General features: G+C 58.1%; 24 protein-coding genes and 1 tRNA gene. 13 read left to right on the forward strand and 12 right to left on the reverse strand.

Going from position 1 to position 26,477, the window contains the following annotated elements; all coding sequences use genetic code 11:
* Nucleotides 1-95: 95 nt before the first annotated feature.
* The 5 genes from AC1EJ1_RS00670 to AC1EJ1_RS00690 form a co-directional block, all read right to left on the reverse strand.
* Entirely contained in the window at nucleotides 96-2,666 is a 2,571-nt protein-coding gene (locus tag AC1EJ1_RS00670) for a DEAD/DEAH box helicase (protein WP_480295167.1), read from the reverse strand.
* Nucleotides 2,659-3,138 carry a YbjN domain-containing protein gene (locus AC1EJ1_RS00675; protein ID WP_480289118.1) on the reverse strand — a complete coding sequence of 160 codons (480 nt, stop codon included), beginning with the start codon at nucleotides 3,136-3,138 and terminating at the stop codon, nucleotides 2,659-2,661. Before AC1EJ1_RS00675 ends, AC1EJ1_RS00670 begins: the two co-directional genes overlap by 8 nt.
* Complete coding sequence (locus AC1EJ1_RS00680) at nucleotides 3,135-3,590, reverse strand: hypothetical protein (RefSeq protein WP_058237451.1); 456 nt, start codon at nucleotides 3,588-3,590, stop codon at nucleotides 3,135-3,137. The genes AC1EJ1_RS00675 and AC1EJ1_RS00680 overlap by 4 nt, the downstream gene beginning before the upstream one ends.
* Nucleotides 3,591-3,660: 70 nt before the next feature.
* The gene (locus AC1EJ1_RS00685; protein ID WP_058237450.1) at nucleotides 3,661-4,149 is read right to left on the reverse strand and encodes a YbjN domain-containing protein; all 489 of its coding nucleotides are present in this window, start codon (nucleotides 4,147-4,149) and stop codon (nucleotides 3,661-3,663) included.
* A gap of 2 nt (nucleotides 4,150-4,151) precedes the next feature.
* Nucleotides 4,152-4,625, reverse strand: a complete 474-nt coding sequence (locus AC1EJ1_RS00690; protein WP_157886400.1) for a hypothetical protein — start codon at nucleotides 4,623-4,625, stop codon at nucleotides 4,152-4,154.
* A 279-nt stretch (nucleotides 4,626-4,904) separates the two neighbouring features.
* On the opposite strand from AC1EJ1_RS00690, the gene AC1EJ1_RS00695 reads away from it, so the two are divergent.
* From AC1EJ1_RS00695 to AC1EJ1_RS00710, 4 genes are all read left to right on the forward strand, one after another.
* Nucleotides 4,905-5,942 (forward strand): phosphatase PAP2 family protein, encoded by a 1,038-nt coding sequence (locus AC1EJ1_RS00695; protein ID WP_480295168.1) that lies wholly within the window; start codon nucleotides 4,905-4,907, stop codon nucleotides 5,940-5,942.
* 330 nt (nucleotides 5,943-6,272) lie between these two features.
* Entirely contained in the window at nucleotides 6,273-8,126 is a 1,854-nt protein-coding gene (locus tag AC1EJ1_RS00700) for a ribonucleoside triphosphate reductase (protein WP_480295169.1), read from the forward strand.
* On the forward strand, nucleotides 8,123-8,935 hold the full coding sequence (locus AC1EJ1_RS00705) for an anaerobic ribonucleoside-triphosphate reductase activating protein (RefSeq protein WP_480295170.1): 813 nt from the start codon (nucleotides 8,123-8,125) through the stop codon (nucleotides 8,933-8,935). The genes AC1EJ1_RS00700 and AC1EJ1_RS00705 overlap by 4 nt, the downstream gene beginning before the upstream one ends.
* Nucleotides 8,936-9,052: 117 nt before the next feature.
* A complete protein-coding gene (locus tag AC1EJ1_RS00710; protein ID WP_058237445.1) occupies nucleotides 9,053-9,997 on the forward strand; it encodes a variant leucine-rich repeat-containing protein in 945 nt (314 codons plus the stop codon).
* 35 nt (nucleotides 9,998-10,032) lie between these two features.
* Here AC1EJ1_RS00710 and AC1EJ1_RS00715 read toward each other — a convergent pair whose 3' ends face one another.
* Nucleotides 10,033-11,133: a LacI family DNA-binding transcriptional regulator gene (locus AC1EJ1_RS00715; RefSeq protein WP_480295171.1), complete on the reverse strand. Its 1,101-nt coding sequence runs from the start codon at nucleotides 11,131-11,133 to the stop codon at nucleotides 10,033-10,035.
* A 217-nt stretch (nucleotides 11,134-11,350) separates the two neighbouring features.
* Here AC1EJ1_RS00715 and AC1EJ1_RS00720 point away from each other — a divergent pair, with 217 nt between their 5' ends.
* Genes AC1EJ1_RS00720 through AC1EJ1_RS00730 form a run of 3 tightly spaced genes read left to right on the forward strand, consistent with a single transcriptional unit; the run spans nucleotide 11,351 to nucleotide 14,463 of the window.
* Nucleotides 11,351-12,673: an extracellular solute-binding protein gene (locus AC1EJ1_RS00720; protein ID WP_480295172.1), complete on the forward strand. Its 1,323-nt coding sequence runs from the start codon at nucleotides 11,351-11,353 to the stop codon at nucleotides 12,671-12,673.
* A 54-nt stretch (nucleotides 12,674-12,727) separates the two neighbouring features.
* Complete coding sequence (locus AC1EJ1_RS00725; RefSeq protein ID WP_070725249.1) at nucleotides 12,728-13,636, forward strand: carbohydrate ABC transporter permease; 909 nt, start codon at nucleotides 12,728-12,730, stop codon at nucleotides 13,634-13,636.
* On the forward strand, nucleotides 13,633-14,463 hold the full coding sequence (locus AC1EJ1_RS00730; protein WP_070725247.1) for a carbohydrate ABC transporter permease: 831 nt from the start codon (nucleotides 13,633-13,635) through the stop codon (nucleotides 14,461-14,463). The genes AC1EJ1_RS00725 and AC1EJ1_RS00730 overlap by 4 nt, the downstream gene beginning before the upstream one ends.
* A 195-nt stretch (nucleotides 14,464-14,658) precedes the next feature.
* Here the strand turns inward: AC1EJ1_RS00730 and AC1EJ1_RS00735 are convergent, their stop codons facing one another.
* The 4 genes from AC1EJ1_RS00735 to AC1EJ1_RS00750 all read right to left on the reverse strand — a co-directional run bounded on the left by AC1EJ1_RS00735 (nucleotide 14,659) and on the right by AC1EJ1_RS00750 (nucleotide 18,870).
* Nucleotides 14,659-16,650 carry a right-handed parallel beta-helix repeat-containing protein gene (locus tag AC1EJ1_RS00735; RefSeq protein WP_480295173.1) on the reverse strand — a complete coding sequence of 664 codons (1,992 nt, stop codon included), beginning with the start codon at nucleotides 16,648-16,650 and terminating at the stop codon, nucleotides 14,659-14,661.
* Between the two features lie 127 nt (nucleotides 16,651-16,777).
* Nucleotides 16,778-17,626 carry an SIR2 family NAD-dependent protein deacylase gene (locus tag AC1EJ1_RS00740; protein WP_092648900.1) on the reverse strand — a complete coding sequence of 283 codons (849 nt, stop codon included), beginning with the start codon at nucleotides 17,624-17,626 and terminating at the stop codon, nucleotides 16,778-16,780.
* A complete protein-coding gene (locus tag AC1EJ1_RS00745) occupies nucleotides 17,626-18,363 on the reverse strand; it encodes a glutamine amidotransferase-related protein (protein WP_480293829.1) in 738 nt (245 codons plus the stop codon). The genes AC1EJ1_RS00740 and AC1EJ1_RS00745 overlap by 1 nt, the downstream gene beginning before the upstream one ends.
* 57 nt (nucleotides 18,364-18,420) lie before the next feature.
* Nucleotides 18,421-18,870, reverse strand: a complete 450-nt coding sequence (locus AC1EJ1_RS00750; RefSeq protein WP_480295174.1) for a hypothetical protein — start codon at nucleotides 18,868-18,870, stop codon at nucleotides 18,421-18,423.
* Between the two features lie 285 nt (nucleotides 18,871-19,155).
* On the opposite strand from AC1EJ1_RS00750, the gene AC1EJ1_RS00755 reads away from it, so the two are divergent.
* Nucleotides 19,156-20,628: a uracil-xanthine permease family protein gene (locus AC1EJ1_RS00755; protein WP_285015843.1), complete on the forward strand. Its 1,473-nt coding sequence runs from the start codon at nucleotides 19,156-19,158 to the stop codon at nucleotides 20,626-20,628.
* 99 nt (nucleotides 20,629-20,727) lie between these two features.
* Here AC1EJ1_RS00755 and AC1EJ1_RS00760 read toward each other — a convergent pair whose 3' ends face one another.
* Nucleotides 20,728-21,402 (reverse strand): LytR C-terminal domain-containing protein, encoded by a 675-nt coding sequence (locus AC1EJ1_RS00760; protein WP_480295175.1) that lies wholly within the window; start codon nucleotides 21,400-21,402, stop codon nucleotides 20,728-20,730.
* 61 nt (nucleotides 21,403-21,463) lie between these two features.
* Nucleotides 21,464-21,850 (reverse strand): hypothetical protein, encoded by a 387-nt coding sequence (locus AC1EJ1_RS00765; protein ID WP_480295176.1) that lies wholly within the window; start codon nucleotides 21,848-21,850, stop codon nucleotides 21,464-21,466.
* Between the two features lie 244 nt (nucleotides 21,851-22,094).
* Between AC1EJ1_RS00765 and betT the strand changes: the two genes are divergently transcribed.
* From betT to AC1EJ1_RS00790, 5 genes are all read left to right on the forward strand, one after another.
* Nucleotides 22,095-24,389, forward strand: a complete 2,295-nt coding sequence (gene betT / locus AC1EJ1_RS00770; protein WP_480295288.1) for a choline BCCT transporter BetT — start codon at nucleotides 22,095-22,097, stop codon at nucleotides 24,387-24,389.
* A gap of 187 nt (nucleotides 24,390-24,576) precedes the next feature.
* Nucleotides 24,577-24,661 (forward strand) — tRNA-Ser (locus AC1EJ1_RS00775).
* 110 nt (nucleotides 24,662-24,771) lie between these two features.
* On the forward strand, nucleotides 24,772-25,008 hold the full coding sequence (locus AC1EJ1_RS00780) for a hypothetical protein (RefSeq protein ID WP_480289130.1): 237 nt from the start codon (nucleotides 24,772-24,774) through the stop codon (nucleotides 25,006-25,008).
* Between the two features lie 4 nt (nucleotides 25,009-25,012).
* On the forward strand, nucleotides 25,013-25,246 hold the full coding sequence (locus AC1EJ1_RS00785) for a hypothetical protein (protein ID WP_070725231.1): 234 nt from the start codon (nucleotides 25,013-25,015) through the stop codon (nucleotides 25,244-25,246).
* Nucleotides 25,247-25,955: 709 nt separating this feature from the next.
* Nucleotides 25,956-26,447, forward strand: coding sequence for a TetR/AcrR family transcriptional regulator (locus AC1EJ1_RS00790; protein ID WP_480295177.1), 492 nt, complete (start codon nucleotides 25,956-25,958; stop codon nucleotides 26,445-26,447).
* The last annotated feature ends 30 nt before the right edge of the window (nucleotides 26,448-26,477 follow it).

The following is a 26,477-nucleotide window of genomic DNA, read 5'->3' on the forward strand; positions in this document are numbered from 1 at the left end:
TCGATGGTGTCAACACTACGGGCCCTACCTTGGAATAGCTTTGAGCGAACCTTAAAAATCCCTGTGAATTTTGGTCCTGTGGTGAGGTCCTCAACTCAGGATCGGACGGTCGCGGGGCAGGAAGACAAAGAATCGGGAGAAGCAGACGGTGTGGGCGAATCCGAGGGCGCCGCCTCCTCCGGCGGGCAGTGACTGGCCAGGAACTCCAGCACCGCGATCGCGCCAGCCTTCGACAGTGGCTCGTTACCGTTGCCGCACTTGGGAGACTGCACGCACGACGGGCACCCGTCCGAACACAGACACTCCTGCAGGCGCGTCACAGTTGCCTGCACCCACCGCGCAGCATGCGCACACCCGTACATCGCGTAACCAGCGCCGCCGCGATAGGCATCGAACACAAAGACGGTAGGCGCGTCAGTGTCCTCGTGCAGCGCGGTCGACAACCCGCCCAAATCCCAGCGGTCACAGGTCGCCAGCAGCGGTAGCAGTGCAATCATCGCGTGCTCAGCGCCATGCAAAGCGCCCGGCAGTTCAGCTTGCGTCAGGCCAATGCTGCGCAGCGCACCGGGAGTTAGAGTGAACCACACGCCTACAGTCTCCAGCGTGTGGGACGGCAACGACAGCTCGCGGTTACGGATGAATTCCAGGCCCGGAAGTCGAAGCAGGTCGTAGTCAGTGACTCTAGTGGTGACGTCAACCTCGCCGGTGTGCCACGTGACCGCGCCATCTGCACTGTGCCACTCCTGGGATGTACTTACGATGGAGACAGCAACGTGTTGTTTCGCGCGGGTGCGCAGCTGCGTTGAGACAGGTTCGACGAGGGCGACCCGTCCGCCGTCACCAGGTGACAGCGGTGCCAGGCTCAGTACGTGATAGGTGCGCCCTTGATGCAGGTAGATGGCATCTGGAAAAACCTGAGCGTCGGCGGATCCCTCGTCGACTGTGCCGATGACGGTGCCGGTGGCCTGATCGATGATCTGGACTTCGCCGCCGCCCCCTCGTAAATCGGTCAGATCAGCTGCGCGGTCGCCGCGCGTGACATCCCAGTACCACCCTGCCGGGCGGCGCACCAAAAGCCCCTGATCAGCCAGGTCATCGAACATAGAGGTGTCACCGTCAGGCAGACCGAAGCAAGCGGCATCGTCAGCGGTCAGCGGCAGCTCCTGAGCGGCGGCACACAGGTGAGGCGCCAGGACCCACGGATTGAGCGGATCAATGACCGCGGCTTCAACCTCCCGGGTGAGTTCGTCGGGGTGATGGATGATGTAGGAGTCGAGCGGATTGTCGCTGGCGATGAGGATCGAAAGGCCGCGCGCTCCGGCCCGACCGGCACGGCCCACCTGCTGCCACAAGGATGCGCGCGTACCCGGCCAGCCGACAGTAATGGTCGCGTCCAGTCCGGACACGTCCATGCCCAGTTCCAGTGCATTTGTCGTGGCGACCGCCCTCAGCTGCCCAGACCGCAAAGAACGTTCCAATGCTCGGCGCTCTTCAGGCAGATATCCGCCCCGGTAGGAGGCAACGGACCCAACCAGCGGAGACAATGAGGCAGACAGTATGTCGCGCACATGCGCCGCCAGGGTTTCAGCTCCCACGCGTGAGCGCACGAATGCCAGGAGACGAGCGCCACGCTCCACCAAAGCAGCGATGAGCGAGGCAGCCTCGGACGTGGCGCTGATACGCCACGTGGACGGTGCCTTCTCCAGCACGACCGGCTCATTGTCAGCCAGCGCGTCCAGGAATGCGTCAATGGGGATATTGTCCGGATTGGGGCGCAACGCAGGCTGCCACAGTATGAGCTGATGCTCACCGGCAGGTGAGCCGTCCTCGGTAATGGCGCAGATGTCCTCACGCCCCGTCATCTGACGGGCGACATCGTGAGGGTCACGCACAGTGGCGGACAACATGATGACGGTGGGGTTCGCACCCAGGTGGCGGGCAATACGCAGCAGGCGGCGAATGACCAGGGCAATGTGGGAGCCAGTCATGCCGCGCCAGTAGTGCAGCTCATCGATGACGATGTAACGCAGGGAAGCCAGCAGTCGTGTCCACCGCTGATGACCAGGCAGCATGACGAAATGCAGGTAATCAGGATTGGTCAAGACGATGTCGGCATGAGCGCGCGCCCAGTCCTTCGCCTCGCGTGGTGTATCACCATCCGCCGTACTCACGCGCACTCCCCACTGCGTGCCCTGCGCCGTGTTGATCCACTTGTGCAGTGCGCTCAACTGGTCGGCGGCAAGCGCCTTCGTGGGGGACAGGTACAACAGTGTGGGCCGGTGGTGCACTTCGGAGATACGCGCCGGCCTGTCGGATGCGGCGTGGTCGGCCAGATCGGACAGAATCGGCACCCATGCGACCAAAGACTTCCCGGAGCCAGTCCCGGTGGCGACAACTGTGTCCTGTCCGGCGTGCACGGCGTCCAGTGCGCGCCGCTGGTGCTCCCACACGTGCTCGATACCCAGGTCAGCGCCTGCGTGTGTGACGGAGGGGTTGATCCACCCAGGCCACGGTGCGGTGCGTGCCGGTCGTGCAGGAATGCTGTGAACGTGAACCAGCCGATCGTCACGCGCACCAATGCGCTCCAGCATCGCAAGAAGGTCGTCGATGCCCGCGCTCAGGGACGAGGGCGCCCTCGTCGAACCGGCACCTGCGACATCAGCCATTGGGACACGACGTATGGGTGAACGCTTGACGCATGTAGGCGATGGCTTCGAGGCCGGCGCTCACCCCTGCTGCGAGGTTGTCGGACAATTGAGCGTCCGTGAGGCCGCACTGCGTGTCAACGGTAAAGTCAGCGCACACCTGGACGTGGTGATCGGGGCTGTTCATCGTGTAGACGGTGGGAATGAACTTTTCACGATTCCACCAGTCGGATGCGGCAAAGAGCTGCTTCTTGCACCGATCAGGCTGCGCATCGGTATCCCACACCGCGCGAACACACAGGAAACGCTCGCTCGCATCGAAGGAGAAGAGGAAAGGAACCTCCTCGATCACTACTCCGGCTGCCTGATCTTTGACGAGGACACCCAGCTCGTATGTCAACGCGTGGGCGCAGCTGATGACGCGATCCAGGCTGACCGGTGTGGGGCGCTCGGAATCCGCTGAATCAGGCACTGAATGCAGCGACGTGTTCATTGTGCCTCCTCCTCGCGTTCCCATGTAATGAATTCGGGCAGTGTTGCCTCCAGATCGTGGAAGAACGACATGGTCATCGCCATCGAGGTTTCGTAGAACGTGGAGAGCTGCTGGTCAGTCAGACCTGCTGACGTGAGGATGGCGCATTCGGTGTGGAGGCCGAAACTCGTCTGATCTTCCAGGGGCGCCAGGTAAGCCTTGGGTGCCGTACGCATCGAATTGCAGGCTTCGATTTCACATTCGAGTGCGTAGAACTGAGCGTCGTTGCGTGCGATGCCTCGCCAGATGCCCCGCATGATCAGCACATTCGGATACGTCGCATCCCACAGGTAAATCGCGTTCGGGGTGGGAACGACGAGTTGGTTGTTTTCCCAGTCATCAAAATGCACGTGATTGCCCGCAAGCAATGTGCGTATGCGCTGGACATCAATGGGACGGGACAACGCAACCATGACGACCTCCTCTGGCTCAGGACGAGTGGCGGATACGTGGAAAAGTGGGCGCACTGGCATTGCCAACACCCTATGACACGTCATCGCTTTCAGCGCGCTGAGATGTCGGGGCCGTAGTGGCTGGCGGCTGGCTTACGCCGTCAATGAAGTCCAGAGCCTGTCTGCCGCCCTTGAGCCCGACATTGACATTGGTTCGAAGCTGCGCATCTGACAGGCCGTGTGCTGTTGAGACGCGTAGGCGGGTAAAGACGAAGGAACGATCCTGAGCATCGGTCTGGACAAACGCCGTGGGTGTCACCCGCTGCGCATTCCACTGGTTGGCTCGTTCAATTAACGTGCCAGCCTGGCGCGAAAAGAGGCGTGTGATCAGGCGCGCAGCACTGACAGTCAGCCACGGATCGTCGCCCTCGGAAAGGGAGACGAAAAACAGGTCACTGCCAAGTCTGACCTGAAGCTGTGTCGGGTTGGATGCGGAGGGACGCGGATGTGTGCCCACGTCGCGCAGTGCGCGCTCAATGCGATCCAGGTCGACAGGAAGAATTGCAGGTGCGTCAGACATGGTCAGCGATCCTCCTCGTGCGGCGCGTCCACATCCCAGGTCACCATGTCCGGCAATTGGCGTTCGAGGGCGTGCAGAACTTCAGCAATGGATGCCACCGAGCGCGTGATGAACCCGGTCAGCTGTTCGTCGCTGGCGCCGTCCGCAATGATGAGGGTCGTCTCGGCTACGAGCTGGTATCCCTCATCGTCAGCCAGTGGCACGATAAAGAGCTTGGGGCTGAACTCGACTGGATTGATCTTGGCGGCTACCAGTTCAAGTTCGGTGCGGCTGTCTTCATCAGGAGCTTCACCGCGCCAGTGAGCGCGGATACGGAAGAAATCAGGGTGGGACAGATCCCAGGAGTAGAACGCGTTTTGTTCCAGGCTGGTGAACACTGCGTCATCGGTTGAGGAGGGGCGGAAATCGACATGAAGATCCGTCAGAGTCCGGTCCAGTCGGGTCGATGTGACGGGCGACGTCTGTGATGGTGACACGCTCATCCCTCCCTTGTCAGCTGCCGATGCATTTTCATCATATGCGCTTATCGTGCCGTTTCCTGAGCGAGGTGCCCAGGCCTCATTTTCTTCATCCTACGTGAGGGAAAAGAGGGCGGCAGAACTTCGTTGCGAAGAGCCGCAAGATCCTACATGTCTAGACGAGTGTGACTCGCGCGCTTGGGCGGCGCGCGGCCGTGAAACCGTGCTCGGAAGTTGGCGCATCATGGAATACAGTTTCTATCGGGAATGCTCAACACGAACCGAGGAGTAAGCGAGATGGCCATGCCTGACGAGCCTCGCCCTGACGTGCGGCAGGTGCCCGAAGATGGTGCTGGTCAGCGCGCAGCCGGACCACCGGCCTCATCCACATCGCCGTCCGCGTCCTACCAAATCGGGCCATCATCTCGCCCGGCGCAGCAGTGGGCCGCCCGCCCGGATGGATACAGCGCACGGCTGTTCCGCCGGATTGTGTCAGCCGTGGTGTATATCGTCGTGATCGTGGTGACGATTCGCGGCGCCGTCTTCACGGCAGTTGGGCAGGCCTGGGATACGGCATTGATGGAAACGCTGGCCACGTGGCGCCCCACTGTTGCGCCGGTGGGCCGCATCCTGGTTCACCTGGCCTCCTGGCAGGCCGTCGTTGTCATGTGTGTCGTTGTCGCGGTCGTTGCGATTGCGCGCAGGCGGTGGCACCTGGCCGTGCGTGCCGTCATCGTCGTCGTTGCGGCAAATCTGACCACGCAGCTGGTCAAACTCCTGATCGTGCGACCGGATCTGGGATCGTCGATCCACATCGCAAACTCACTGCCCTCCGGTCACACAACGTTTGCCGCATCCATCGCGCTCGCCCTGGTCATCGTGGCGCCTCGATGGGTGCGCACCCCGGCCGCCTACGTCGGGTGGATCTGGACCACGCTCATGGCCATGACCGTCATCATGTACGGCTGGCATCGTCCTTCCGATGTTCTGGTCGCAGTGCTGGTGGCCGGCACATGGGCGCAGCTGCTCGCACCCGTTGAACACCGCAGGCGGCACGGCGTGATGGCGCGGCGCATGTTGTCCTTCTTCTGTGGCTGCGCGATCATCTTCGCGCTCCTCATCGCATGGTATTTCATGCCCAACGTCGACATCGTCTCGCACTTTGCGCCGGGCGCGTGGGACATGGGTTACGCACAGTTCGTTGCCAGTGACCCGGCGCGCACCAGGTGGCTCGCCCTGGCCGTCATGTTCATGCTCAGTGGTGTCGCGGGGGCAGTAATGTGCGAGGTGGACCGCCTGTCGTGGGCACAGCCGCAATCTCGCAACAGTCGGTGAAACAGCGGGCGCGGTCGCCCTCGTCAATGACAACACGCACAAAGTGACCGACGAGGGGGACGCTGTGCAACGCCCACTGGGCGAGATGGGGACTTTCGGCCCATGCTCGACGAGGGAATCATAGCTGACGCATGCGACACGCCGAACCACGACATCTAGTGGGTAGAATTTAAAACGGCAACTAGATATGGTGTTCACGCAACGTCGACAAGGACGACGGCCTGACGCCGCAGCAGCCCGAGTTCGGGCTGTTTTCCCTGTGACGAAACCCCCGACGCGTGGCGGGCTTTCCGCGCGTCGACCCCACATCAAGGCAGAGGAGACTGAACCGTGCGCTATGACGTAGATGCCATCAGCACAATTGATGAATACCTGGAACGCTCCGACTGGCGCGTCAATGCGAACGCAAACCAGGGGTACTCCCTGGGCGGTTTGATCCTCAACGCCTCCGGCAAGATGGTCGCAAACTACTGGCTGGAAAAGATCTATTCACCGGAAGCCGGTGAAGCGCACCGCTCGGGCGCCCTGCACATTCACGACCTCGACATGTTCTCCGGGTACTGCGCAGGCTGGTCGCTCAAACGCCTCATCCAGGAAGGCTTCAACGGTGTGCCCGGTGCGATCGCCTCGGCCCCACCCAAACACTTTTCCTCTGCGTGCGGTCAGATCGTCAACTTCCTGGGCACGCTGCAAAACGAGTGGGCCGGTGCGCAGGCGTTCTCATCCTTCGACACCTACATGGCGCCGTTCGTCCGCCTCGACAATATGACGTACGAGGAAATCGTCCAGTGCATGCAGGAACTGATCTTCAACCTGAATGTTCCTTCACGCTGGGGCTCGCAGTGCCCGTTCACGAACCTCACGTTTGACTGGACATGCCCTGACGATCTGATGAATGAAGCTCCGCTGATTGGCGACGAGATCTGCGACTTCACCTACGGGGACCTGCAGCATGAAATGGACCTGATCAACCAGGCGTTTATCGAAGTGATGACCGGGGGAGACGCTGACGGACGCGTCTTCACGTTCCCGATCCCGACGTACAACATCACCAGGGACTTCGACTGGGATTCGCCCAACACGCTGCGCCTGTTCGAAATGACCGCGAAGTACGGCCTGCCCTACTTCCAGAACTTCATCAATTCCGATCTGGATCCGCATATGATCCGATCAATGTGCTGCCGATTACAGTTGGATCTGCGCGAACTGCTCAAGCGCGGCAACGGCCTGTTCGGGTCGGCCGAGCTGACCGGATCGGTGGGCGTGGTCACACTCAACATGGCGCGTCTGGGCTACCTGTACAAGGGTGACCTGGACGGACTGATCGGTGCGATGGACCAGCTGATCAACATTGCCTCCGACACGCTGGAGCGCAAGCGCGAAACCATTTCCTACCACATGGAACACGGCCTGTTCCCCTACACGCGCCGCTACCTGGGGTCGCTGGATAACCACTTCTCCACCATCGGCGTGAACGGCATGAATGAGATGGTCCGCAACTTCACCGACGACCAGATGGACATCACGGATCCGCGTGGACGCGAGATGTGCGAAAAGATCCTCGATCGCGTGCGCGACCGCATGGTGCAGCTGCAGGAATCCACCGGTCACATGTACAACCTGGAGGCCACCCCTGCCGAAGGCACGACGTACCGCTTCGCCAAGGAAGACCGCAAACGCTACCCCGACATCCTGCAGGCCGGCACCGCCGAGCAGCCGTACTACACGAACTCCTCGCAGCTGCCCGTCGGCTACACCGACGACCCATTCCAGGCTCTGGAAGAGCAGGAAGTGCTGCAGGGCAAGTACACGGGCGGCACCGTGCTTCACCTGTACATGGGGGAGCGTGTCTCATCTGCGAAGGCCTGCATGGAAATGGTCCGTCGCTCTCTGACTGCTTTCAAGGTGCCGTACGTGACAATCACGCCGACCTTCTCGATCTGTCCGGTCCATGGGTATCTGGCTGGCGAGCACTTCACGTGTGAACGCTGCGCGGATGCCCACCCGAACAGCGAACCGCAGACGTGTGAGGTGTGGACACGCGTCATGGGCTACTTCCGCCCCGTCCAGTCCTTCAACATCGGCAAGAAGGGTGAGTACGCCGAACGCACAATGTTCACTGAATCAGCCGCCTCTCAGCACGGCGAACTGGTCAGCGCCTTTCCTCCCGTCTCCCTTTCATGAAGGACGAGGCAGGCCGCGGGCGCCTTGTCAACGCCGACGACCTCCAAATAGCTGGGCTCACCCCGATGTCAACGGTGGACTGGCCTGGCAAGCTGGTCGCATCGGTGTTCTGCCAGGGATGTCCGTGGCTGTGCCCGTACTGCCATAACCACGCGATCATCGATCCGACGATCCCGGGCGTGGTCGCATGGTCATCGGTGGAGGATCTGCTGTCACGGCGCCGCGGACTGCTCGATGGCGTGGTGTTTTCCGGAGGGGAGGCCACACGCCAGCAGGCGCTGATACCGGCGATGCGTCGGGTGCGCGAGATGGGATTCCTGATTGGTTTGCACACCGCAGGGCCGTACCCGCACCGTTTGCGCGAGGTCCTGGCTGAGGGCCTGGTTGACTGGGTCGGGATTGATATTAAAGCGATGCCGGACACGTATCAGATCGTGGCGGGACGCCAGGGAGCCGGCACGAAAGCGTGGGAGGCGCTGGACGTGCTGCTCGAGTATGCCGAACGCAGCCCAGGCGCGGATAGCGCTGGTTCGGCTGGCGACGAGGGTGATGACGGTGCGCGCTCGCGGTCGGTGGATTACGAAGTGCGCCTGACGGTGTACCCCGATGGGCCGCGTGACGGTTTGACGGTGGCGAGAGAGGCGTTCCGGCGCGGCGTTCGCCGTTTTGCCTTGCAGCAGGCCAGGGCGATGGGTGCGCCTGACGGTTTCCGCTCCGACGCGGTGGGGTGGGATGACCAGGTTGAGGCGCTGGCCCGCGACATCGAACAGATCGGGTTCGACACCTTCGCCTATCGGCCCGCGCACTGAATAGGTGAGTGCGGTGACCTCGGACATTAGGGCAGAGTTCGCCCGCGCGATCGTCAGGCGCGCAGCGGTGCGCTAGGCTTGTCAGTAACACCATTGGAGCTGATGGAGGCAAACGCGATGAATAATCAGTCAGATCCTCGCAACCTACATCAACTGGCCGCTGACCCCGGTACGGATTATGAGACGCTGAGGGATATCGCCTACCGTCACCCGGAGCTGCGTGCCGTCGTTGCTCAGAATCCGCACACCTACTCAGGGCTGCTCGAGTGGTTGGGATCGTTGGGAGATCCCGCGGTGGACCAGGCGCTTGCTCAGAGGCGTGCATACGGGCAGCAGGGAGCGGGGCGTTTCCCACCTGTTTCTCAGGCGGCGTCGGGTACGGCCGCCCTCGACCAGGCCAGTCGCCAGCAGGGGAATCGAAGCGGTGAATCTGATGGATCGTCGCAGTCCAGAGTGGGACTGGTGCTCGGAATCCTCATCGCCATCGCTCTTGTGCTTGTGGTGATCTCGATCGTGGTATTCAAAGGGATTTTCCCCTCCCGTCCGGTTGATCCCAGCCCCGCGCCGGCTCCGCAGTCGTCTGCGCAGTCGACCGAGCCTGAAAGCACCGGGGCGGCTGAAGAGCAGTCGGAGGCCGAACCAGAGCAGGCTCAGTCAGATGAACAACCGATCGTGTACCCGGCACCGGCGGGTGCAGTTCAGGCCGGCGAGATCATGGCGCCCTCGGGCAATATTGCCTGCACCCTGTCCGACGAAACTGTCTCATGTGTCATTGTTGATGACGATTACGCAGCTGCCGGAGTTGAGAGCTGCGGTGACCGGCTGACAAATCTGGTTGCCACCGCCGAAGGAGCTTCGCGCGAATGCGTGGAGTCCGCACAAGGTGGTGGGCAGGCCCTTGAATACGGCAAGTTTGCAACCAGTGGTGACGTCGCATGTCAGTCGACGCAGAACGGCATGAGCTGCTGGAACGTGAAGTCCGGAGCTTCATTTGCCCTTGCCCGTCAAGGATGGATGGTCGGGGAGCAAGGCCCCATCGGTGAAGACCAGTTCAGGTGGTAGTTGCACGGGGCGTGCGGGAGGAGCGATAACTGGGGTCAGGCACGCTTTGCGGTTGAGTCGCGGATAACCAGAGTCGTTTCGAATCGAAGAGGTCCGGTGGGTCTGTTGCCCTCTTGAATATCGATCAAAGTGCGAATAGCAGTTTTGCCAATGTCGCTGACCGGTTGCCTGACGGTTGTCAATGGTGGATTTGCAGCGAGGGCGAGCAGAGAGTCGTCAAATCCGACAATAGAAATTTTCTCCGGCACTTTCTTACCGTGACGGCGGAGAGTTTCGAGGCTTCCTAGAGCCGTCAGATCGGATCCTGCGAATATGGCTGTGGGCTGACTCCCTTCTGGTAGGGCCAGGAGTTTCTCCGTCACCCGTACTCCCTCGGCGTAGGAAAATTCGTTTCCGTCAACCAGTTCGGGATTAAAAGGCACATTTGCCATGTGATGCGCGGACAGGAATCCCTGGTAGCGCTCAGTGGAAGGAACGGAATGCGGTGGGCCTGAAATGTAAGCGATTCGGCGGTGTCCTAAGGATATAAGGTGTTGGGTCGCCTGTAGGCCGCCATTCCAATTAGTCGCTCCGATCGATGTCAGACCTTGCGGTGGGTGGTTGCGAGGGTCGATCAGGACCGTTGGGATTTCTTCAGCTTTAATCATGCTTGCCTGTTTTCTTGAGACAGGCATCGTCATGAGGACTAGTCCGAAAACTTTCTTCTGCGCAATAAGTGAGAGCCAGGGAGCGCTCAGCACCGGCGGCATGTGCTGAGAAGACGGTGCGCTGAGCGCAGTAATCGATAGCGACAAACCATGGGTAGTGCATTCGTGGACCATTCCATCGAGGACGCTCATGGTATAGGGGCTCTGAAGGCTGTCCGAGACTGCCACGATGTCTGGAAGCACATGAGTGAGAGGAGACGCGTGTCTGTACCCCATTGTGCGAGCAATTTCTTGAACCTTCTTCCGCGTGTGGGCAGCAACCTCCTCGCGGTTATTCATTGCCTTTGAAGCGGTTGCCTTTGATACCTGCGCCTGCTGTGCGACGTCGCTCAGGGTAACGCGGCCGTTTTGCTTTCGTGCTGTCACTGTGTCCCTCGGTCCCTCGTGATTGCCCCACCTCTTTGAAACTGTTTCAATAGTATCGTGCATTGTTAAGATTTTGTATCGGCATGTCAACTGATCTTGACGTATTAAAATTAACTACTAAACTAAGTCACGAGACCGCACTTTGAAACATTGAGGTTGTGATCAATGGAGACCGTTCATTGTGCTGTTCCAACGAGCAGCGTGGCGTGAGGCAGGTTCTCTCGTCAACGTCTTATCGCTGAGGATAGAGGCTCAAATCTGAGAAAGGGATGGAACTGAGATGAAAATTAGGCAAAGAGGAATCTTCGCTGTGGGCGCGCTTCTTGCGGCTGGCTCGCTCGTTCTGAGCGCCTGTGGCGGCGCTCAGCCTGGCCAGTCTGGTGAGGCAACAGGTTCGAATGGTAACGGAGAGGCGTCAGCGTGGGCGCTCACTGGCGGCACCCATGAAATCATCTGGCGTGACTCGTTTGAGAAGTGGAATACCGAAAACAGCGATCAGTCGATTAGTGTTGATTGGTTTGCCAACGACGCTTATAAAGAGAAGATCCGCACCGCGATCGGCTCTGATAATGCCCCTACGCTGGTCTTTGGCTGGGGCGGCGCGACCTTGCGTGACTATGTCGAGGCCGGCAAGGTTGTTGACATTACTGACGATGTAAAGGATTCGGTTGATAAACTGATTCCCAGCATTGCTGACGGCGGAATCGTTGACGGTAAGTACTACGCACTTCCCAATGTTGGAACGCAACCCGTCCACATGTATTACAACAAGCAACTGTTTGAAGAGCAGGGTTTGGAGATTCCCCAAACTTGGGATGATCTGCTCAATTGTGTCGAAAAGTTCAAAGAAGCTGGCATTATTCCGATCTCCTTGGCCGGCGCATCCAAGTGGACATCCATGATGTGGTTGGAATATCTGTTCGACCGGATCGGCGGATCGGAAGTATTTGATCGGATTGCCAACGGCGAAAAGGATGCATGGTCAGACCCAGCCGCGATTGAAGCACTTGGAAAAGCTCAGGAACTCGTGAAGGCCGGCGCCTTCGGAGATGCCTATGGGTCAGTGGTTGCAGACGCCAATGCTGATGTGGCACTGGTTCACACAGGTAAGGCCGCCATGATGCTGCACGGATCATGGGCATACGGAACGTTCCTGACGGACGCGCCTGATTTCGTCAAAGATGGCAACTTGGCCTTTGGTGCATTCCCGTCCATCGAAGGTGGTAAGGGTGATCCCAGCGCTGTTGCAGGAAATCAGTCGAATTTCTGGTCCGTGAGCGCCGCATCAAGCGAACAGGCGCAAACTGCTGCGAAAGGCTATCTCAACAACCTCTTCGACGATGAATACGTCAAGGCGATGGTAGATGGTGGAGATATTCCTCCAACTGTTGGAGCAGAGAAATTCATCAAGGGCAGCGAACAGGAAGATTACCTGACTTTCGGCTACGACATGGTTCTCAACTCAAGTAACTTCCAGCTTTCCTGGGATCAGGAGCTTCCGTCTGACACCTCGCAGACGCTGCTTGACAACATCCAGCTTCTGTTTGATCTGAGCATTACACCTGAGCAATTCGCTGATGCGATGAATGCAACGATCAAGTAACTTGTGCGTTCCATGACAAGTAGTGAGATTAGAACCCATTCGGTAGGAGGTCAGGTGAACAAGAAACCTCGCAATGAAACGCGAGTAGCCAGCAAGGCTAACGGCCCAAGCGGGTGGTTCGCGCTCCCTGCGATGGCATTCTTTATCTTCTTCGCCATCATCCCACTCATAGGCGTAGTTTTCCTAAGCTTCATGAGCTGGGATGGTCTGGGAACGCCGTCATGGGCAGGTATGCACAACTGGGCAGTGACACTCTCTGATCCGCTGACTATTAACGCGATCAAACTGACGATAATTGTCATGGTCGTTACGTGGCTTATTCAGACTCCGATGTCACTAATGCTCGGAATCTTTATGGCCAAGAAGCAGCGGTACAGAGAGTTCCTGTCCGTGCTGTATTTCCTCCCGCTGCTGTTTTCGTCTGCAGCATTGGGTATTGCTTTCAAAGCGTTATTGGATCCCAATTTTGGAATGTCAAATGCCTTTGGTATCTCATGGCTGAGACAGGATTGGATTGGAGATGCAAAGCTCGCTTTACCTGCGACGATCTTGATCATCGCGTGGGCCTTTATTCCGTTCCACTCTCTGATCTACCAGGGTGGAGTGCGGCAAATCCCAGCAATGCTCTACGAAGCCGCAGAACTGGACGGAGCATCAAAGTGGCAGCAGTTCTGGCACGTGACGATTCCTCAGCTAAAGTACACGATCGTCACTGATTCGACGCTGCAGCTGGTCGGTGCTCTAACCTATTTCGATCTCATCTATGTCTTGACAGGAGGCGGACCTGGAGGAGCAACAAGGATTCTTCCACTGCATATGTATCTGCTTGGCTTCAAGAGTTTCAACATGGGTCAGGCTACAGTGGTAGGAACTTTACTCCTTGCGGTCGGATTGGCGCTCTCACTGGGGCTGAATAAGCTTTCCGGTGCGACACGAATGGAAAGTCAGGCACAGGGGCTATGAACAGAAACAAAACGACAGTATCGAGTCTTCTTGCCGGTCTTGGTGGTTGGATTTGGCTCGCGATCGTGATCCTGCCGATCTATTACATCGTCATCACGAGTTTGCGGTCGCAGTCTTCGTTCTATACGGAAAATCCTCTGCTTCCAACGAAGTCGCCAACAATCGCAGCGTATATTTCAGTTTTCCAAAATGATTTCTGGATGTACTTCTTTAATACGTTGATTGTGACAGTAGCTACCGTTGCAATTCTGATGGTGGTGTGCGTCATGGCATCGTATTACGTCGTGAGACGCAAGAATAAGTGGTCGCGGAGGACCTTCAGCCTGATACTGCTTGGACTGGGAATTCCATTGCAGGCAGTGATTATCCCCGTGTATTACCTAGTGGTTCAAATGGGGCTGTACGATTCGTTGCTGGCCATCATTCTGCCTTCAATTGCATTCGGGATTCCGGTCACGTGTTTGATCCTGGTCAATTTTATGCGTGATATTCCCAATGAATTATTCGATTCGATGGCAGTTGATGGCGCGACGAACTGGAAGATGATGTGGACCCTGGTGTGGCCCTTGTCAGTTCCGGCGATCATGACCGCGGGGATCTACCAGGCGCTACAGGTCTGGAACGGGTTCCTGTTCCCTCTTGTATTGACTCAGAGTTCGCAAGTTCGAGTGCTGACCCTATCCCTGTGGAATTATCAGGGCCAATATACGAGTAATATTCCCGCAATTCTGGCCGCTGTTACGCTGTCAGCTTTGCCTGTACTCGCCGCTTATATTGTGGGCCGCCGGCAAATGGTTGCAGGCCTGACCGCAGGCTTTGGAAAGTAGGTGCTATTCCGATAGACAGGACTAGAGGGGCGTTCCGAGGTTTCGGGGCGCCCTTCTTGTTTGCTTGTACAGAAGGGTGATCATGCGTGGCGTGAAAAAGCTCATGATGGGAAACCTGCCATAACTTCTCCGCAAGACTAGAGGGGGCCAGCTGTCTGTGCAGCCGGCCCCCTCTTGAGGACGATCAAAAGTTATTTACCAGATCTTGATCGTCTCCTGGTTCCACAGATTAGTTGCAAATGGACCTGCTTGGCGCTTATCAGCCTCATTGATATTGCCAAGGACATCTGTGTCAAAGGTTGCCGGCGTGCCATCAGCGTTCTCATAGTGTGCATCGGGGAAGTATGCAGGAGGCAGATCAGCTCCGGTAACTCGATTAACTTCGGGAATGTCCAGCGCGGCTGCTTCCTTGAGGTGAAGAATGGCGCCGCGTTGATCCTCGTCTAGGGCGACTGAGATCTTGGCGCTCTCTCGATCGATTACAGTGGGATCTTCTTCTCGTTTGAAGGGGGTTGGGCCGCCCACATAGGTGTTCGAGTGAATGTAAGCGGGAAGACGCCTGCCGAAGTAACGCTCGTGGTCGCCTTCAGAGGATTCGTCGAGCTCTTTGATAAGTTCTCCGATTGAAGTATCGCAACCGTCGTACACGGACGTACCCAGCGTCGTATCAGGTAGAAAATCACCGATACCGTGCGCCGAGTAAGCAGCGTCCCTGTCTCCGCCGACAAACACGTTGTTCATCCAGCGGTCATCTCCACAACAGAAGGTTCCGTATCCAGCAACTTGAGTCGAGTGGGCTACGTGATAGGGAGTCGACCGCGTGAGTTCCTGGCTGACACGAATTGTCCCCCCAATGAGGTTGTGGAGGAAAGCGCCGCCTTGAGAGACGCTTTCGAAAGACACAGGTGAAGCGAGAACGTTATTGTCCACCATGTATGGGCCGTGTGACACTTCAACGAAAAGATCGCGGCAGTTTGAGTGCATGACGTTACGGCTAATGCGAGTGCCCTGAGTTTCCCAATCCAACCAGATACCCAAAGAACAGTCATGGATGTGGTTGTGTCGAATTTTCACATCGATAGCAGCGTGGAGTTTGATACCTGCAATCTCGTGTCCGAAGAACTCGCGGTCGGTAGCGATGTCATGGATGTGGTTGTCTTCGATCGTCGAGAATACGCATCCAAGATGACCGACGATTCCAGTCTGGCCGCATGAATAGATCTCATTACCTCTGACGATATGGGATCCGATGTGTTCCTTGTCCCAGCCAATTTGGCGAGCAGAGAATACGGATTCCAGCTGGTATTGGTAGCCTGGCTTGTCCTGACGCTCGGTGGCGTAGTTGTGGCCAGTGCTCTTCTCCTTGCCTAGTGAAACAGCTGAGCATTTGGCATCATGAATGCGGTTGTTTTCGATGATCCAGCCTTTGGCCCAGTTTGGGCCAATGAGGCCGCCTTGACATGCTGTGGGAGGAGCCCATTGGGTCGCTGCCTGTGCGAGTTCGAAGCCGCGTACGGTGATGTAGTCAATGTGGTGTTCAGCCGGCATGAAGACTGAAGGGCGAACGTTGATTTCGATGAGTTCCTCGCGTGGGTCCTGATTGCCGAAATTAGCCCAGATGCACGTGTTTTCAGGCCCGACTTCAGCAAACCAACGCCGTTTCGTCCACTCAGGGTCGGCGATTGTAACTTCCTGACCTGTCCAGTCGTCGATCATAGTTTCTGTCGCAGAAGGGTTTGAAAGATCCTCAAGCGAATCTGCCTCAAGCAGACTCCTTCCGTTGAGGTACACGGCTCCTAAGTGTCGGCGCGGACCCTCAACTCGAGGATTCGGGCGGACAACCCAGTCGCCGGAGAGTTCTTCAGCGAAAGGATTGAAAGTTCCGAACACGCAGTTGGGAACAACTGCTTTCCACACGTTGTCAGAAGTTGATTCCCACTCGCTGACTACCTCGGACCCCTTGATGACGACGTGCTCGTCAGGGGCTGCACAATAGGTGATACGACGGTTATCTGAAAGACCACCGAAACGGGGTTGAACCCATTCGCGGTATTCGCCCTCGTGAACAATCACAGTGTCTCCGGGCCGGGCGATGTTCGCGGCCGCATTGATGGTGCGGAGGGGTGCTTTCTGTTCCCCGGTCGCTTCATCGTTTCCAGTGATGGCGACATGAATGGTGCGTGGCACTAGTAATACTCCTTTGTCGTTGCCAGTTGATTTTGTTTTTATTCTAAACAAGTTTTGGCGAAAACGTGAGTCCTGAGTGCTCGAAACTTGGACGTTACTGATATGTTCTGCCAGAAAGAGCGCTTTGTCACGCACCGAGGGCGTCTGCCAGCGCCTCGAGATAGTCACTGGCAGAACCGTCGATGCGCAGGCGAACGGCAGAGTGATGATCGAGGTCGCACGGCCCACGATTGATGACGATCAGGTCAGCGCCGCTGCTGATCGCCTGATGAGCAATCCACACGGCGGTTGACACTTTCACTGACGTGCCCACAACCAGGAGTACGTCACACTGCGCAGCAAAGGTCAGTCCCTTGTCCATCTGGTCTGATGGCAGCATCTCGCCAAAAAAGACGACATTCGGTTTGAGGATCCCACCACACTGCGGACAGGGAACCAGCGTGATCGCGGAAGCCGTGGCGCCCTCGGGATCAACCTGAGCCAGAATCGCAACGTGAGTGGGATCAGGGTCGTCGACCAGATTCGGATTGGCGGCGCGCAACTCGCCATCGAGCCATTCTCGAGGATACCGCGCTGCGCACTGCATGCAGTCAACCGTCAAGAACGAGCCGTGAAGCAGAGCGAGCTGGTGGATCCCAGCCTTTTCATCTAGGCCATCCACATTCTGAGTGGCAACGCCGTGAAGGATTCCTGCCCGCTCCATGCGTGCGAGCGCCTCATGTCCGCGCGTGGCGGGCAGGTCCTGCAACGCTCGCCATGTCACCTGGTTTCGCTCCCACACCCAGCGTTGCCATTTCGGATCCGACAGGAACAGGTCGATATCCACTGTCGGCGTGCCAGACGATCCGGTTCCGCGATAGTCCGGAAGCCCTGAATCAGTGGACATTCCGGCACCTGTCAGAGCAGCCAGACGCTTACCCGCACACAGTTCGACCAGCTCATCTAGGTGAGGCAGCGAGGATGACGACCGTGGCATTACTGCTGCCTGAACCTTTCAACGAACTTCTTCACGATTTGTCCCGCCTGGTGGGTTCCTTCACCCATGTGCCCGATCTGCACCAGGGTCTCCAGATCGTCAGTGCCTGAGTAGCCGGCATCGGCATAGATCGCCAGGCGCTGATTGATCGCGTCGGAGTCAAGTTCAGGGTTGAACTGCGTAGCCCAAAAAGCCGGCCCAAAACGCATCATCTGCGTGGGACACGTGACTGATTTAGCAAGAACCGTCGTGCCCGGCGGCACTTCTTCTACTGCTTCGTGGTGGCCGACGTAGGTTGTGAATGTGCGCGGAAAGTCCTCAAGCAGCGGGTCATCCTCGGCCTCCTCAGCCAGGGTGATTGTCACCATCGAAGCCGGTTCAGCCCACCGTGTCGTCACCGTGCCGCCCAGAACCGTCGCGGCAACCTCCGTTCCGTAACCCGTGGTCAGACATGGGGTTTTCGCCTCGAGGATCTGATGGAACAAGTGAGCCAGATCTTCCTCAGTTCTGCGCTGGGACGATGACTTCTTCTCAGTGGGAGTAGTGGTGCCGTAAGGCGATCCAGCCACGAAGATGCCGCTGTAGGCATTGACGTCAACTTCGGGCAGCCCCAGCATATCCATGCGAACCTGTTCGAGCGTGGACGGCGTCAAACCGCTGACCAGGAGGTACGAATGGTATTCAGCGTCGATCGCTTCTTCTTCGGGGCGTGTTGATACCAGCAAGAAAGGCTTCATGCTTCAAGTGTAGGCAAAGAAAGAATTTCCGGTACCCTTACGGTCGAAACATGGGATCTACAGACCGGCCGTGAAACCGATGACGAAGATGCCGACAACGAGACAGATCGAGATGATCACGATGCCCGATACAACAAGCCCGGCGACGGCCTCGTGCCTTCCTCGACCACCGCGTGAAAACGAGGTGATGAGTCCGGCAATACTCAAGATCAGGGCGAAGATTGTCAGAGGGAACGCCAGCAGGGAAAGGGCTGCCATCCACAGGCCAATCGTGGCGGCAGTGTTGGAGTTATGGCGAGGGGCGTTGTATCCGGGGGTCGAGAAAACCATGGCCGGGTCAATGTCCTGGGTTCCGGGGAAAACGAACTGGGGCGACGAGGGATCCAGTGCAGGATCAAGGGATGGATCCAAGGACGGATCCAGCGTCGGATTTTCTGTGGCACTGTGTGAGGAATCAAGAGAAGGATCCAGCACGTGCAACTGCGAACCTGTCGCTGGCTGACTCACCAGTTCCCCCCCTCACTCCCCGCGGCCCTGTGCTGACCGAGGGCATCTTTGGTATCCCCTTGTGACGATCCTGCTACGTCCCACCCTACGGCATGACGACTGGGTTCATCTATGGTCACAGCTTATCTGCACGCTCAGGCAACTCGCCCATCAGTTCACCCGTGTGAAATCAACCATGATTTGCCGCGGAATTTAGCCTTTTGTCGGCAAGTTCGATACTGTGATGTTCCGACCGGTGAACGGCCTGCACTTTTGCATCCTTATCAACTGATCGGAGACATCCGCATGAGCGGTTCAGCTACCCCTCGCGCCTCGCGCGAGTCTTCCCATTCATCAAGTCGTCCTCGGGGCGGCTTTTTTTCATGGCGACTTCACGGTGATGGCACGTCAATCGCTCCCGGCGAGGTTGTCGCCCCCGAAGAGCGTCTGTCCTGGCCGCGCACCATCGGAATCGGTGCGCAGCACGTTGTCGCCATGTTCGGTGCGACGTTCCTCGTCCCTCTGATCACAGGCTTCCCACCTTCGACCACGCTGTTCTTCTGCGCAGTCGGCACACTGCTGTTCTTCCTGATCACCGGCGGGCGCATGCCGTCCTACCTCGGATCATCTTTCGCGCTGATCGCGCCGATCACCGCTGTCACGCAGACCCTCGGCCACAACTACGCCCTGGGCGGCGTAATCGCCACTGGTGCAACCCTGACGCTGGTCGGCATCATCGTGCACTTCGCCGGCGCACACTGGATCGATGTCGTGATGCCCCCGGTCGTCACTGGCGCAATCGTCGCGCTGATCGGCCTGAACCTTGCGCCAGCCGCATGGAACTGGGTCAAGGAAGGCCCACTGACGGCAGTGGTCACCATCGTGTCAATCTGTCTGATCACCGTGCTCTTCAAGGGTATTATCGGACGCCTGTCCATCCTGTTCGGCGTGCTGATCGGCTACGTTGCCGCAATCCTCCAGCACGAGGTTGACTTCTCACGCGTTGCTGAAGCCTCTTGGATCGGTCTGCCTGAGTTCTCCACACCTGCTTTTGATCCATCGACGCTGGGCCTGTTTGTCCCGGTTGTCTTCGTCCTTATTGCTGAAAACGTTGGTCACGTGAAGTCAGTGTCAGCAATGACCGGGCGCGATCTTGACGGCATCACCGGGCGCGCACTGATCGCTGACGGCTGCTCCACCATGCTTGCCGGTGCCGGCGGTGGTTCAGGTACCACGACGTACGCAGAAAACATCGGCGTGATGGCAGCGACCCGCGTGTACTCCACGGCCGCGTACCTGGTCGCCTCAGGCATGGCGTTCCTTCTGGCTCTCACGCCCAAGTTCGGCGCCCTCATTTCGACGATTCCGGCTGGCGTTCTGGGCGGTGCAGGCACCGTCCTGTACGGCATGATCGGCATGCTGGGCGTGCGTATCTGGGTGCAGAACCAGGTGGACTTCTCTGACCCGGTTAACCTCAACACCGCTGCGGTTTCCCTGATCGTCGCAATCGCGAACTTCACGTGGGTTGCCGGCGGCATGCAGTTCGAAGGTATTGCACTGGGTTCAGGTGCAGCATTGCTGATCTACCATGTCATGCGCTGGATTTCTAAGCTGCGCGGCACGACGCTTGAGGCTGCTTCACCTGCGTCAGCCCCGTCAGGTACCGAGTTGGAGTCGACGGCCTATTCGACCCGTCATCATTCACGAGGGGAACTGGCGGACGCTGCTGAACTGGCAGATGGCACCGAACAGACTGGCGGCGCTGAACAGGCTGGCTAAGCCAATTCTTCAGGTATCAAACGAGGGCGGCTCCTGCGAGTCGCCCTCGTTCCTATTAAAAGCGGACGCAACGCCACTGCTGTGACACCGCGGCGGACGCTACTCGGATTGTCCCTCTGACTGGCTGCCTTGGCCTGACTGGTCATCGTTGCCTGTCTGGCTCGTGGTGGGAGCAAGAAGCTCCGGGTCAACAGGCAGGCACGAGTCGCTGCCTTTGAGGGCGCTTTGAGACTCTGCGATTTTCTCGATATCTTCCTTAGGCAGCAGTGAATCGAAGAATGTACCGAGGATGACCTGGACAACCTCGTCGGTGCCTTCACTTAAGACCACGCGCGCATCAGGGAAGAAGCGCGCAACCGTGTAGCCGGCATCAATGTTCTTGGGGGAGACGTCAATTTCGACGGTGCCGGTCAACTCACTTGCCGCGTTGGCAGGATCCTGCATGACAAATCCCTGCTCGGCCAGCATCGTCGTCACCGAGCTGGCCAGGCCCGACTGTGAGGTGGCGTTGAGAACCTGAACATGGATCGTGTCTGCCGGCAGCGGTGTCGTACCTTCCGTCGGGCACACAATGTCGCCCAGACCTGCCGTCTTTTCCGTCTTGGAGAACTCTTCGGAGGGCATCGAAATGATGTTCGTGATCACGAGGAGCGCAGCAATGACCAGTACTGCCATGACGGATGCCACGACGGAAAATGTCAGATTCTGCTTACTCTGTCGGGCATCAAGGAAGCGTTGACGTGCTGTTCGACGCCGAGATTGCTGCGGGTTCACGTCACTAACTTAGCCGAAATACACTGTGAATGTGACCTCGCCATGCACGGGCGGTGAAAGCTCAGCTGCCGCTGTCCAAGTCCTCGAGCATCTTGTCAAGCTCCTCGAGCTGCTCATCCAATTCTGCGAACTGCTCGTCAAGGTCACTCGTGAGGTTCTCGACGTCACCCGAGAAAGTGTCTGGATAGCAGAACTGTGCGTGATTCATCGACACGTTGACAACGCCCATGTAGTCGCCCTGCTCAGCCTTGTCGGCCAGTGAGAGTAGGTTCTTCCTCGTGCGATCGTCGTCTGTGAGCCGCCCGGCGTGAGGCCCGTGGATTGGGGGGACGGGGCGGGAGCCGGCGCCGGGGTGGGAGTCGGAGTTGGAGTTGGAACGGGCTGCGTGCTTTGCGGTGTGGGTTGGATGCCCTGTGCAGTGGGGTCCTTTTTGACGAGTGGTCCACATGCACTCAGGGTCACGGTGATGGCGACTGTGCTCAGGAGCGCGAGAATTTTGGCCGGTTTGTTCACATTTTGGAGTCTGTCGCGACGAAGGTGTCGTGTTGATCCTCTTCGATAAGGTTGATATGCAGTTGTCATCATCAACGCCTTATGGTGATAGAGCAGTGTGCGGCTCCCAGCTGTCGCGCACACGAGCGAAAGGACGATGCGTGAGCGCGCACATCAACACAAACAGCGCAAGTCACGATATGGATGAGCAGGCAGAATCCTCGCCGGACGGACGGCCTCGTGAAGGGGAGATCGCCACTCGACCCACACCCCAATCACCACCAGTCAACTACCCGGTTTTCATCGGATCAGCTCTGATCGTTGCGGTCATTGCCATCATCGCGATCGCATCACCGCAAAGCGTGGAAGCAGGGTTTACCGTGGCGGTGGACTGGATCAGTCACTGGTTCGGATCTTTCTATATTTTTCTCGCAACCTTCATCCTGGTGTTCGTCGTTGTGCTCGCTTTGAGCAAGTTCGGCAACGTGAGGCTGGGGCCCAACAACGCGACACCTGACTTCTCGACTTTCTCATGGGCAGCCATGCTGTTTGCCGCAGGCATTGGCACCGGCATCATGTTCTTTGCTGTCGCAGAGCCGATCGCGCAGTACATGACACCTCCCACCGGTGAAGCGCAGACAGTGGAAGCTGCCCGCGCCGGCGTGGTCTACACGCTGTTCCACTACGGCATCACCGGGTGGGGCATGTATGCACTGGTCGGAATTGCTCTGGGATACTTCGCCTACCGTCACCAGCACCACCTCGCAGTGCGGTCAGCCTTGCGGCCGCTTTTCGGCAAACACGTGGACGGCCCGCTGGGCAACATCATTGACGGCGCAGCCGTTGTGGGCGGTGTCTTCGGTATCGCCGCATCCCTGGGCGTGGGCGTCATTCAGCTGAATGTCGGTCTGACGATACTGTTCGGACTGCCGCAGGCGACCTCCACTCAGATCGGATTGATCTCACTGAGTGTCATCATGGCGACAATTTCCGCCGTGTCCGGTGTCGATCGCGGCGTGCGCGTCCTGTCCAGCGTGAACGTGCTGTTGGCAATCGGTCTGGCCGTGTGGGTTCTGGTCACGCAGAACACTACGTATCTGCTGGATTCGCTGGTTCGCTCTGTGGGCGACCTGGTGCGCATGTTCCCTGCGCTCACATTGGAAACCTACGCTGACCTGCGTGTGAACCCGGCAACGGCAGATGCGATCAACACGTGGCTCAATAGCTGGACCTTGTTCTTCTGGGCGTGGTGGATCACCTGGGCCGCATTCGTCGGAATGTTCCTGGCACGTATTTCACGCGGCCGCACCATCCGTGAGTTCGTCATGGGCTCACTGATCCTGCCCCTGAGCTACGTCATCATGTGGGTGTCAATTTTCGGTAACGCTGCACTGGAACTCGTGATGAACGGAGACAAGGAATTCGCAGAAATCACCGTGAACGCTCCGGAACAGGGGTTCTACGCCCTGCTGCAACGAGTACCTGGCTCAACAGTGGTTGTCGCCGTCGCCCTGTTCGTCGGAATCCTGTTCTATGTCACCAGCGCGGACTCAGGCTCCCTCGTCATGTCAAACCTGTCCAGCCGCATCACGAACGCTCGCCAGGACGCTGTGCCGTGGCTGCGTATCTTCTGGGCGACGCTGACCGGTGTGCTGACCATTGCGATGCTGGTTGCCGGTGGGTTGACGATTCTGCAGCAAGCCACGATCGTTATGGCGCTGCCATTCTCCTTCGTCCTTGTGCTGGTGATGATCGGCTTGTGGCGCTCGCTGTCGCAAGAAGTGTCGATGGCTCAGCGTCGTCGCCGCATCGTCCAAAACCGCGTGCTCGCATCAGGAGCCGGAACGATGGCTCGCCGCTCCTGGCGTGACCGTCTGAGCAAGACATTCGACGTTGTCACCCCTGCGCGCGCTCAGCGTGCCCTTGACAGGCGAGTGGTTCCCGCATTGCAGGCTGTGGCCGATGAGCTCCACAAGGAAGATCTGCCCGCATGGGTGGTTGTTGAGGGTCCCGAAGCACAGGATCCGGATGACGAGCGTAACTTCCTGGGCCGCGTCACGCTGACAGTTGGCGGCGAATCGGAGGCCAGGGCATCGGGCGCGCAGGAGTGGGATTCAGGTGCTCAGACCACTGCTACGGGCGAGCAACCACAGACCGATTCCACCACTGAACTGCACGAGCAGATCAGTGAAATGGTTGATGATGCGAAGCCTCGAACGGCCGGGAGTACTTCTGCTGACGCTGAACCGAGCATCGCGGGCCTGCTGACCGAGCATCCGTTCCGCTACACCGTGCGAGTGGTCGAGTCTCCCGTTCCGTCTGTGGGCACCGCGATGGTTGCTGAGGCGAATGACGTGACGGTGCGCTTGGAAGTGCGTCCCTCGGGCGGTGGTCAGGGGTACGACATTGTGGGATGGTCCTCTGACCAGATCGCGCACGACGTTCTGGATCATTACGAAGGGTGGTTGGACTACCTGGGCGTGTACGACGAGTAGTGCATGGGTCGCCCTCGTTGATTGATTGCATTGACGAGGGCGACCACGCTGCACCTGGCTGGCGCTGCGTGAGCGATTACACCCTGATGTGAACGCTGCGAGGTGGCCGAAAGGGCGGTCAATCAGATATGCTCCTATGTTGTTGCACGTATTGATCAGCTGTGTGGTCGAATCGGTGCAGCGCCTTGGAGGATTCGCCTAGTGGCCTATGGCGCACGCTTGGAAAGCGTGTTGGGTGCAAGCCCTCGGGGGTTCGAATCCCCCATCCTCCGCAAACGCCCCGCTGTTTCGTTGAAACGGCGGGGTTTTTCGTTTTCCCCACGCCAGCGCACCAAGCCAGCAAGGGTTGACACCCCCATGCCGTCAACTTACAGTTGACAGTGTGAAAGTTCTTCCCAGCGCCCACAAGCACGGCATCACACATGCTGACATTACACACGCGTGGGAAAACGCCATACGGATAATCGAATACGAATACCACGGACAAGACCGCATGCTCCTGATCGGGCCCGCCGCCGACGGCACACTGCTCGAACTCGTCGCAGTCCCAGCCCCAACGCCCGACCGAATCATTCACGCTGACAGACTCAGAGCAAAGTTCTACGACTTTTTGAGGTGAAAACATGACATACGCAACCGACACCGACACCGGGCTTGACGAACTCGACGTCACCACACACCACGCGCGAGACGCACAAAACTTCAGGAAAATAGTCGCAGCCAACAAGCAAGTAGAAGAAGCTGAAAGGCGCCTACGCCAAGCCGTCGACGACGCACGCCAGGCAGGCGACTCGTGGACCATCATCGGAGCCGCGCTCGGCATCACCCGACAAGGCGCACAAAAACGATTCGGATAACCAAACCTGAATGTGTGTGCTGAACCCCAATTCTTGGACAGTGATGTGCGATGGCTTTGAGTGTACCGCCGTTGCCGTCAATTGTGATGACCCGCGGGGCTGGGATGGTGGACAGGAGTTTTCCGTAGGCTGTGCTGTTTTCCGTGTGGCACCATTGCCAGGCCACTACTGGTCCTGTGCTTGCTCGGGCTATGAGGACGCATCAGCCGTAGGCGAGGTAGGTCCCGTCAATGAAGATCTGATCATGGACCTGGCCTGTGCAAGGTGGCGGGGGGATTGGGATATTCCAGCACCATGCGCTGTGGCGGCGTAGGGTGCGTCCTGTTGTGGTGGCGCCAAAGTCCCTTTGGGGGCGTTGATCTTTGGCCCATGCCAGGAAGCGTTGGAATGTTGCCAGTTCGCCGGCGTGTTCGCGGCGCCGTAAAGTACTGGAGCCGCACTTGGCGTTCCGTCATCGGGTTTTGCCGCCCCGAGTCCCGTTACGTTTGAGCCCAGGTTCGCCACACGTTGGGCATTTTCTTGTTGATGCAGGTCTGCCATTCAGGAAGCAGACCAAGAAAGACGTTTAGCATACAAAACCGCGATATGTGGGATTTACCGGGCTTTACCTCACCATAAGGTTCACAACCATTAAAAACACGACTTTCCGGCACCATACCAACGACAAGTCATTAGTTTAAACATTAAAAATGGCCGCTATCTCCCTTATATGAACAGTCAGCGTCGACGAACAAGGATTATTGCTGCTGCTGTTGAGGCCATCGGTGAAAACGGATTTCGTCACCTCTCGATGCGCCAACTTGCCGATGAAATAGGCATCTCGCATACGACGCTCTTGAGATATTTCGGTTCAAAAGACGGTTTGCTTCAAGCTGTGCTGGAGCAGCGCGAAAAAGGTGAGAGAGACTGGCGATCTGAATTGATTGAACAGCGGGGGCTCTTAGCTGCTCTACCTGAGGTCTTGGCACACAATATGACCATGCCGGCCATTATCAGGTTGGACACAACCTTGACGCTGGAGGCGATCGACGCTGAGCATCCCGCCCATGACTTCGTCCGCCAGCGCGAGGAGGACTTTCAAGAATCATTGTGTATCGAACTGCTTCGGGAACAGCGTGTTGGCAGGCTGTCAAACGACGTTGATGTTGAGCAGTTGGCGCATGAAATTAGGGCGTTAATCGAAGGTTTGCAGCTGCTGTAGCTCAATGACCCCTCTCTGGATATTGCTGAA

The organism is Pauljensenia sp. C0170B4, assembly GCF_056590235.1.

Coding starts and splice junctions, on each gene's coding strand:
- AC1EJ1_RS00705 (WP_480295170.1), top strand. CDS start 8,123: ATGAAGGACGAGGCAGGCCGCGGGCGCCTTGTCAACGCCGACGACCTC.
- AC1EJ1_RS00730 (WP_070725247.1), top strand. CDS start 13,633: ATGAACAGAAACAAAACGACAGTATCGAGTCTTCTTGCCGGTCTTGGT.
- AC1EJ1_RS00675 (WP_480289118.1), bottom strand. CDS start 3,138: ATGAACACGTCGCTGCATTCAGTGCCTGATTCAGCGGATTCCGAGCGC.
- AC1EJ1_RS00720 (WP_480295172.1), top strand. CDS start 11,351: ATGAAAATTAGGCAAAGAGGAATCTTCGCTGTGGGCGCGCTTCTTGCG.
- AC1EJ1_RS00765 (WP_480295176.1), bottom strand. CDS start 21,850: ATGTGGACCACTCGTCAAAAAGGACCCCACTGCACAGGGCATCCAACC.
- AC1EJ1_RS00680 (WP_058237451.1), bottom strand. CDS start 3,590: ATGGTTGCGTTGTCCCGTCCCATTGATGTCCAGCGCATACGCACATTG.
- AC1EJ1_RS00710 (WP_058237445.1), top strand. CDS start 9,053: ATGAATAATCAGTCAGATCCTCGCAACCTACATCAACTGGCCGCTGAC.
- AC1EJ1_RS00755 (WP_285015843.1), top strand. CDS start 19,156: ATGAGCGGTTCAGCTACCCCTCGCGCCTCGCGCGAGTCTTCCCATTCA.
- AC1EJ1_RS00695 (WP_480295168.1), top strand. CDS start 4,905: ATGGCCATGCCTGACGAGCCTCGCCCTGACGTGCGGCAGGTGCCCGAA.
- AC1EJ1_RS00785 (WP_070725231.1), top strand. CDS start 25,013: ATGACATACGCAACCGACACCGACACCGGGCTTGACGAACTCGACGTC.
- AC1EJ1_RS00740 (WP_092648900.1), bottom strand. CDS start 17,626: ATGCCACGGTCGTCATCCTCGCTGCCTCACCTAGATGAGCTGGTCGAA.
- betT (WP_480295288.1), top strand. CDS start 22,095: ATGGATGAGCAGGCAGAATCCTCGCCGGACGGACGGCCTCGTGAAGGG.
- AC1EJ1_RS00715 (WP_480295171.1), bottom strand. CDS start 11,133: ATGCACGATACTATTGAAACAGTTTCAAAGAGGTGGGGCAATCACGAG.
- AC1EJ1_RS00670 (WP_480295167.1), bottom strand. CDS start 2,666: ATGGCTGATGTCGCAGGTGCCGGTTCGACGAGGGCGCCCTCGTCCCTG.
- AC1EJ1_RS00790 (WP_480295177.1), top strand. CDS start 25,956: ATGAACAGTCAGCGTCGACGAACAAGGATTATTGCTGCTGCTGTTGAG.
- AC1EJ1_RS00685 (WP_058237450.1), bottom strand. CDS start 4,149: ATGTCTGACGCACCTGCAATTCTTCCTGTCGACCTGGATCGCATTGAG.
- AC1EJ1_RS00745 (WP_480293829.1), bottom strand. CDS start 18,363: ATGAAGCCTTTCTTGCTGGTATCAACACGCCCCGAAGAAGAAGCGATC.